Source organism: Amycolatopsis sp. NPDC102389 (genome assembly GCF_044765885.1).
Classification (GTDB): Bacteria; Actinomycetota; Actinomycetes; order Mycobacteriales; family Pseudonocardiaceae; genus Amycolatopsis.
This window is the reverse complement of record NZ_JBIWKX010000036.1, coordinates 25,168-31,672: the sequence shown is the minus strand read 5'-3', so window position 1 is coordinate 31,672 and position 6,505 is coordinate 25,168. Positions and strand designations below refer to the sequence as shown.

Here is a 6,505-nt window from a genome sequence, read left to right as displayed (position 1 = left end):
ACTCTCTCATCTCCCCCCGGCCCCCCCCCCCCGCCGCCCCCTCCCCCCCCCACACCCCCACCCCCCCCCCCCCCCCCCCCCCCCCCCCCCACCCGCACCGACCATGCCACGTTTGACTTACCCCTCAATAGAACCGTCCTTACCACTCACGAGCCCCTAGAACAGCCCGCAGTTCCCGACGGCCGGCAGCCCCGCGAAGCGGCCCTCAAGCCAGGCGAAAGCCTCCGGGAAGGCCCGGATCGCCCCGCCGACGTGCGTCGGAACCAGCGAAGTCGAGAACTGCACCTTCGCGCCCTTCGCGCACCACGAGCGCGCCATGGTCCGCCCCTGCGCATAGGGGACGATGTCGTCGAGAGCACTGTGGACGACCAGCGTCGGCGCGCCTGGCTTCCGCGCTCCGATGAGCTGCTCGCCGACTCGCGTCTTGTACGGCTCTTCGCCGAGGTACGCGGTCAGCGGCCTGCCGTCCTTGGTCAGGTCCTTCGACTGGGTGAACGCGTGCGCGAAGATCGCGTCGGCGGTGCACTCCTGCTTGACCTTCTCGAACGCCTCGGCGCCCTTCGCGTTCAGCACGGCCGGGATGTTCAGCTCCGGGTACGCCGCGTCCATGCTGACCAGCGTGAATCCGAGGAACCCGAAGGCGTAGTGCCCGTCGATGTTCTTGCCCACCTCGGCCAGGTCGGCCGGGACGGCGCCCGCGTACGAGCCTTTCAGCTTGAGCTCGGGCGCGTAGGACGGTTGCAGTTCGGCGGCCGACGCCGACGCCCCGCCGCCCTGCGAGTAGCCCGCGGTCGCGACCGGGCCGTTGTCCGGCAGGTTCGCTTCGGGCAGGCGCTGCGCCGCGCGGATCGAGTCGAGGACGGCGTTGCCCTCCGCGACGCGGTTGACGTACGTGTGGACGCCGGGAGTGCCGAGGCCTTCGTAGTCGGTGACGACGACGCCGTAGCCGCGAAGCAGCAGTCCGGCGATGAAGGGGCCTTCGTACTCCATGCCCGCCGAGAGGGCTTTCGACGGCGCGCACTGGTCGCCGACGCCCTGCGTCCCGGCCGCGTAGCCGATGACCGGCCGTTCGCCCGCGCCGGTCCACGCCTTCTTCGGCGTGAGGACGGTGCCGGTCACGGCGTTGGCTTTGCCGTGGGTGTCGGTGCTGCGGTACATGATCCGCTGGACGTCCGCGTCGGCCTTGATGAGTTTCACCGGATCGACGTAGAACGTGGACGGTTCGTGCCGGATGATGTCGCCGGGAGCACCCGCGGGCAGTGGCGACGGGGGATCGTAGAAGGACGGGGCGGCGCCGGCCTGCGGTGCCCCGAAGGTCAGCAGGGCCGCGATGGTGGCCGCTGAGACGGCGGCGGACACACCGCGCCGGGATCCTGGACGCATGCTTGCTCCTCGTTGAGCACAAACATTTTCGACAGACGTGTCGAAAAAGAGAGTCAGTGAGGTGGCGCACAATGTCAAGCCCGGCGCCGCGAGGGAGACCCCGCAAACTCCCGATCGGCGAGCAACGCGCACGGGTGCTGAGTTCGGCCGCCGGGGTCTTCGCGGTGCACGGCGCGCAGGCCGCGACGATCGAGCAGATCGCCCGGCGCGCGGGCGTGTCGCGCCAGGCCGTCTACGAGCAGTTCGGCGATCGCACGACGTTGTTCGCCCAGGTCGTGGCGGATATCGAGGAGCGCGCCTTCGAGGCGATCGGCGCGCCCGCCCTCGACCTCTCCCAGCCCGAACTCCGGTCTTGGGCCCGCGCCAACTACGCCAACATGTTCGCCTTCGTCGCGGCGAATCCCGACGCGTTCCCCGTCCTGCGCGAGGCGGAGCGCATGGGCGAACCGGCCCTCACCCGCCTTCGGGAACGGCTGGCGGGCGTCTACACCGAAGCGAGCCGCCAGCGCTGGGCACGCCACGGCGTCGACTCCGGCCGCGCGGACAAGGCACTGGTCACGCTGTTCTTCGCGATGACCGAGGCACTCGTCCAGGCGAGCTGGGACGGTGAGCCGCCCGACGCGGACGCGCTCATCGACCTGCTCACCGAGTTCACCGTCGGCGGCGTCGTCCGCCTTCGGACCGCGGCCGCCGACGTGATGGAAAGACTGCGCTAAGCCGCGACGGCCTTCAGCGGCATCCCAGCTTCCTCGGCTACCGAAGCCAGGTCGGGCGACGAGACGACCCGGTTGCGGCCGTTGCGTTTCGCCGCGTAGACGGAGGCGTCGGCCGAGGCCATGACCTCGTCGATCGTGCGGCCGTCGAGCGGGAACGTCGCGACGCCGACCGATGCCGTCCGCTGCTCGATGACCACGGCGTTGCCCTCGTTGTCCTGGGTCTTGATGACCATTTCGCTGATCCGCTGCCGGATCCGCTCGGCGACCGCGACGGACTCCTGCTTCGAAGACGAGGTCAGGAGCACGACGAACTCCTCACCGCCGAAGCGGCCGGCGAGGTCCTGCGTCCGGGTTTCGGACTTGACCAGCGCCGCGACGCCCTTGAGCACGTCGTCGCCCGCCAGGTGGCCGTAGGTGTCGTTGATGCTCTTGAAGTGGTCGAGGTCGATCATCAGCGCGCCGAACTGGCCGTTCTCGCGCTCGGCGCGGGAGACCTCGCGGACGGCGCCCTGCTGCCAGGTCGTGGCGTTGAGCAGCTGGGTCTTCTGGTCGGTGGTGGCGAGCTGCTCCAGCTGCTTGATCAGCACCGAACGCTGCAGCAGGTACAGCGGCAGGAACACGAGCAGCACCAGCACCGGCTGATGCGGCAGGACGGCGAGCACGAGCGCGCCGATGCAGACCGTCGAGGCTTCGAGGATGTTGTCGTCCCAAGAGCCGAGGAGCGTCTGGACGGTCGCCTTCTTGGGTGCCGCGAAGTACAGGCCGGTGCCGGTGAAGACGGCGTTCATCAGGAAGAAGGCGAGGCTCGCGGCGCAGATCGACGTCACCGACGCCGTGTCGGCTCCGACGATCTGCACGGCCGCCCAAGCGGCGAACGCGGTCAGCGTCATCGATGTGGCGTTCGCCACAGTTCGGTGGGGGTTGACCGTGCGAAGGCCCGCCCAGCTGCGGTATCCGAGGTGAAGATAGATCACGGTTACGAGAAGCGCGGTCAACTGCGGCGGAAGCAGGATCGCGCCCGGAAGCACCCAGACCGAGGTCATGTTGATATGCGGGGTGACGCTCATGCTGCGCCGCTGGCGTTCGATCCGGCGGGTCGCCTCGGTGTGCGCGATGGCGAGTCCGGCGAGCAGGAAACACAGCAGGACCTGCGAAGACGTGATGGCGATGGATGCGGCGAAGACCCCCGTCAGTGCCAGCATCGTCGCGACGGACAGCCCGGTGTAGGCGATCCAGTTCGCAGGCCTCTTCCACAGCTCCCACGTCGCTACCGTGAGAGCCGAACGATGTCCAGCGCGTTCCTCCGATGTGATCATCTTTCCCCCTGACTCTTGCGTCATTCTCCGAAACCCCCTACTTACGCACAGCTTCTACCGACTTGCGGGCTGTCGACAAGCTCCCTAGGTGTGTACTTTTCTCTGAGAGGTCGAGGGAAAGGTGCCAGCGATGGCCGGTAGGGATCAGTGAACTGGGGCGCGCGCCAGACGTCCGCGCGATCGGGCCGGCGCGTGGAACACCTCAATGTTCTGCGCGTGCGGCGTCTTTTTCCTGCCACTTTTCCGGGTCGCGGCTGAGGGTCCGGAACCAGCTCAACGCGAGCGGGACGGTCAGCACCAATCCCGCAAGCCCGAAGACGCCGACGGTCGACTGAGGGCCGACCTGGTCCGCCAGGATGCCGCCGATCAGGGGACTCACGCCCATCGTCGTGGTCAATCCGGTGTTCGACAGCCCCATCACCTGTGCCCGGCTCTCGTCCGGCACGGCCAGCGTCAGTGACGCGGTCGCCTGCATCAGCGCCACCGTGCCGAAGCCGCCGCAGAAGACGAACAACACGATCGACGACAGCGGGCCCGGCTGCAGGAAGCACAGCAGCAGCGGGAGCGCGGTCAGCGCCGAAAGCGGCCCGATCAGTTTCGGTCTGACGTGCGCCGGCACCCAGCGCGAGTAGATGAACGCCCCGATCACGCTGCCGATCGGGTCGGCGGCCAGCAGCAGGCCGATGACCTCGGGGCCGCCGCCCGACGAGGCGACGTAGGGCGCCGCGATGCCCTCGTACACCGGCAGCAGGCCCATCAGCCAGGTGAACAGCAGCAAGGAGCGCAGCCCCGAGCTGGCGAAGACGATCTTCCCGCCCGAGCCGATCGACGCGAAGAACGACTTGCGCTTCTCGCCGGACGCCGCGGCCGGACGCGATTTCAGCCCGAGCCGGACGAACACCGCCGAGATCACGAAGGTGACCGCGTCCAGCGCGAGGGCGATATGGGGTTCGAGCGCGGTCAGCAGGAGCCCGCCGCCGGCGAAGCCCGCCAGCTGCGCGGATTGGACGGTCATGCTGCGGATCGCCATGCCGACGACGAACCGGTCGCCTTCGAGGATCTGCGGCAGCAGAGCCAGCTGGGCCGCCTTGAACGGCGGATTCAGCAGCGAGACGGCGCCGACGAGGACGCACAGGACCCAGAACGGCAGTACCGGGACCGCGACCAGCGCGATCAGCAAGGCCCGCAGCAGGTCGACGACCACCATCACGGTCCGCCGGGGGAACCGGTCCGCGAACCCGGTGAGGAAGATGCCGCCGAGCAGCGACGGCGCGTAGGTCAGCGCGTAGGTGAGACCGGTCAGGGTCGCGGAGCGGGTTTCGGTGAAGACGAGGACGGACAGGGCGACCCTGGCGAGTTGATCACCGAAGATCGAGAACAGCTCGGCGAACCAGAGCGAACGGAACTCGGCTACACCGAACACCTCTCGGTAAGTGACCCGTCCGGCCGAAGCCATGTTGCCCCCAATAGGGTCCTTATTACGCGACAAACTCGTGACCGAGAGTAACGCGGTCACGAGCTCGTCACGAAGCGTCATTCGTTCACGTAAGTGTCTCCTGACTGTTGGTGATTGGCTAGGTTCTTTCGCCGGGTTTCTGGAGTTGGAGATCTTTTTCGTGGAGGAACGATCGCCCGCGAAGATGTCCCGGTGACCGGTATCGCGGTCCAGGCCAGCGCTTTTGAGTCGTTTCGGGCTTTTCGCCGGGAAGAAGCGCACAGGACGGCGTCACCCGGGCCGGGGATGCCGCGTCGCGACGACGGCCCGCGCCTATCCCCGAGCCGCCTGGGGGCGAACGCGTTTCGACTCCGCTCAGCGACGGCCGGACGGATCGACGACGGTCGGTGCCGTCCGCCGAATGGATGACTTCTCGGCCATCCGGTGGAGTGAACGCTCAGCCGTCGACGGCGAGTACCTCGCGCGCCGAGGCCGCCTTCGCCGCGTCGCGTTTGGCGACCTCTTCCCGCACGATCGGGATGACGTGACGGCCGAAGTCGATGGTGTCGCCGAGCATGTCGTAACCGCGTGCGGAGAGGATGTCGACGCCGAGGTCGTAGTAGTCGAGCAGGGCCTGCGCGACGGTTTCGGGCGTGCCGACCAGGGCGTTGGAGTTGCCGGCGCCGCCGGTCGCGGCCGCCGTCGGCGTCCACAGCGCCCGGTCGAACCGTTCGCCCTCGGCCGCGACCGCGAGGAGCCGCTGCGAGCCGGTGTTCTCCGGGCTCGTGAGCGAATGCCGCCGGGTCAGCTGCCTGCCTCCGGCGGTCCGGGCCTTGATCGCGTCGACCGTGCGATACGCCTTCTCCCAGGCGAGTTCCTCAGTCGGCGCGATGATCGGGCGGAACGCGACCTGGATCCGCGGGACGTCGGTCCGCCCGGCGGCCTTCGCCGCGGCCTTGACCGACTCGATCTGCTCGGCGGTCTGCGCGAGGGGCTCGCCCCAGAGGCAGAAGATGTCCGCTTCGGCCCCTCCCGCCGCGTAGGCCGCCGGAGACGAGCCGCCGAAGGAGACGCCAGGACGTGGCTGTTGCACAGGACGGACATCGAGGACGAAGTCGGCGAAGCGGTAGTGCTCGCCTTCGTGATCGAAAGGCTCTTCGGATGTCCAAGCCTGCTTCACGATCTGGATGTACTCGCGAGTGCGCGAATAGCGCTCGTCCTTGGTGAGGTAGTCGCCTTCGCGCTGTTGCTCGTGATCGCTGCCGCCGGTGATGAAGTGGACCGTGAGCTTCCCGTCCGAGAGCTGGTCCAGCGTGGCGAACGTCTTCGCGGCGAAGGTCGGGTACGAGACGTTCGGCCGGTGCGCCAGCAGGATCTGGAGCTTGTCGAGCTTCGCCGCGACGTACGCGGCCGCCTGCGCCGGATCCGGACCGCTGGAGCCGTACGCGAACAGCACCCGGTCCCAGCCGAATTCCTCGTGTGCCCGCGCGAGGCGCAGTGTGTAGTCCTTGTCGAAGACGCCGCCCGAGCGCGGCTGTGTCTCCGAACCGTCGTTGGTGCCTCCGATACCCAGGAATTCGACCGGCATCGTCCGTCCCTCTCGTCCGTGTCCCCCTTCCCGACGAGTACGCGTCGATTCCTCGCCGTGGCAACGA

The 6,505-nt window shown here is 68.3% G+C and carries 5 protein-coding genes; 1 reads left to right on the top strand and 4 read right to left on the bottom strand.

Features of this window, described 5'->3' with window-relative positions; genetic code table 11:
• Positions 1-156: 156 nt before the first annotated feature.
• On the bottom strand, positions 157-1,383 hold the full coding sequence (locus ACIRGA_RS26910; protein ID WP_400945704.1) for a lipase family protein: 1,227 nt from the start codon (positions 1,381-1,383) through the stop codon (positions 157-159).
• 134 nt (positions 1,384-1,517) lie between these two features.
• Here ACIRGA_RS26910 and ACIRGA_RS26905 point away from each other — a divergent pair, with 134 nt between their 5' ends.
• Positions 1,518-2,099, top strand: coding sequence for a TetR/AcrR family transcriptional regulator (locus ACIRGA_RS26905; RefSeq protein ID WP_400945838.1), 582 nt, complete (start codon positions 1,518-1,520; stop codon positions 2,097-2,099).
• Here the strand turns inward: ACIRGA_RS26905 and ACIRGA_RS26900 are convergent.
• The 3 genes from ACIRGA_RS26900 to ACIRGA_RS26890 all read right to left on the bottom strand — a co-directional run bounded on the left by ACIRGA_RS26900 (position 2,096) and on the right by ACIRGA_RS26890 (position 6,438).
• Positions 2,096-3,415 (bottom strand): GGDEF domain-containing protein, encoded by a 1,320-nt coding sequence (locus ACIRGA_RS26900; protein WP_400945702.1) that lies wholly within the window; start codon positions 3,413-3,415, stop codon positions 2,096-2,098. The two genes, ACIRGA_RS26905 and ACIRGA_RS26900, sit on opposite strands and share 4 nt — an antisense overlap.
• A 202-nt stretch (positions 3,416-3,617) precedes the next feature.
• Entirely contained in the window at positions 3,618-4,871 is a 1,254-nt protein-coding gene (locus ACIRGA_RS26895) for an MFS transporter (RefSeq protein WP_400945700.1), read from the bottom strand.
• A 436-nt stretch (positions 4,872-5,307) separates the two neighbouring features.
• Positions 5,308-6,438 carry an LLM class flavin-dependent oxidoreductase gene (locus tag ACIRGA_RS26890; RefSeq protein ID WP_400945698.1) on the bottom strand — a complete coding sequence of 377 codons (1,131 nt, stop codon included), beginning with the start codon at positions 6,436-6,438 and terminating at the stop codon, positions 5,308-5,310.
• Positions 6,439-6,505 lie beyond the last annotated feature (67 nt).